Genomic DNA, 1,208 nt, shown 5'->3' on the forward strand with positions numbered 1-1,208 from the left:
GAACGTCTGGTGAGCAAAAACGGGCAGCGCTATCCCGAAAGCAGCGCCGTCCCGGTGCGGCCACCTCTCAGATTCTCGAAAACCGTTCTCAAAATGCTTTTCTCACGATCCGCATTTTAGACGGAGTTATGAGAAGGGATCGACATACTCATCGGCCATGCTCGGGCGGCCTACGTTAGTTAGCCTCGAATATTAGTCGCCGTGACGGCGACCTCCGCCTGAGTCAGCGCGGCATCTGTCGTATAGATCTCTGCGTCCAGTTCGATCGCCAGGGCCAAACACGCTCTATCTCCCAGCGAAAGGCCGAGAGGCCGCGTCGCAGGGCGCAGGTCTCCAATCAGCATTGCCTGTGATTGCGATAAAGGCCGAACGTCGAGATGTAAGCCACCCAAGGCCTCTCTCACCTCATCCAGTGATAGGCCACGCTCACGCAGTTTCGATACAACCTCGGCATAGTTCGTTGCGCCTATAAGCGATCGGGGCAGTATCTCTGCAACCCGGTCGGCCCCCGGCTCATCGTTTAGCATGCAGAGCAAAGCTGAAGCATCGAGTACGATTTTGTCACTCATGCTCAGCCTCGGCACGCCGGTCCGCAGTCAGTTCGTCGGCGAGATTGGCGCTCTCGGGAATATGCCGTCGCAAGATCGCACGAGCCCGTTCAAGCGCCTTTGATAATGATCGCACCCGCAACTCACCATCGTCGATGTCGACCATAACGGTATCACCCGGCACAATCCCAAGCTCACGACGCATTAGGGCTGGTATCACCAGTTTTCCACCTTCTACGATTTTAACCCGTTGCGCTTCCATTCCACCCGTCCTCGCAATCTGACCAAAGCCGCTTATAGGTATCATATCAGGCGATAGCTGTCATTGTCGTAGTGGTACACATTGCGGCATTTCGTGTCGGAAGACACATCGAGACATTCAGGAGCTCGCGCCTAGCTCAAAGAAGCTGGCTAGGTTGGCTAGGCTACGCAGGACCGCGCGTTGATATTTGTAGCTAGATGTCCTTGGAGCGGCTATTACGGGTATACCCAAGGGAGCCAAGACCAAGTGAGCCAGAACGAAAACCGGAACGTGGTCAAGGCAGCCAGGGTGTACCTACGGGTCAGCACCGAGGAACAGGATCTCGCGCGACAGGAAGCGATTGTCGCAGGAGCGAGAGCGGCTGGCTTCTATGTGGCGGCGGTTTACCGGGAGAAGGC

2 protein-coding genes are annotated in these 1,208 nt (G+C 56.3%); both read right to left on the reverse strand.

The features are described from left to right. Positions 1-179 precede the first annotated feature (179 nt). Positions 180-569, reverse strand: coding sequence for a type II toxin-antitoxin system VapC family toxin (locus EWE75_RS24640; RefSeq protein WP_130160639.1), 390 nt, complete (start codon positions 567-569; stop codon positions 180-182). Next, on the reverse strand, positions 562-810 hold the full coding sequence (locus EWE75_RS24645; RefSeq protein ID WP_130160640.1) for an AbrB/MazE/SpoVT family DNA-binding domain-containing protein: 249 nt from the start codon (positions 808-810) through the stop codon (positions 562-564). The genes EWE75_RS24640 and EWE75_RS24645 overlap by 8 nt, the downstream gene beginning before the upstream one ends. Positions 811-1,208 lie beyond the last annotated feature (398 nt).

The sequence above is a fragment of the Sphingomonas populi genome (assembly GCF_004208535.1).
In the GTDB taxonomy this organism is placed as follows: Bacteria; Pseudomonadota; Alphaproteobacteria; order Sphingomonadales; family Sphingomonadaceae; genus Sphingomonas; species Sphingomonas populi.

What these genes read in the sequence shown, in the direction of transcription:
- EWE75_RS24645 (WP_130160640.1), bottom strand. Translation starts at nt 810, where the DNA reads ATGGAAGCGCAACGGGTTAAAATCGTAGAAGGTGGAAAACTGGTGATA.
- EWE75_RS24640 (WP_130160639.1), bottom strand. Translation starts at nt 569, where the DNA reads ATGAGTGACAAAATCGTACTCGATGCTTCAGCTTTGCTCTGCATGCTA.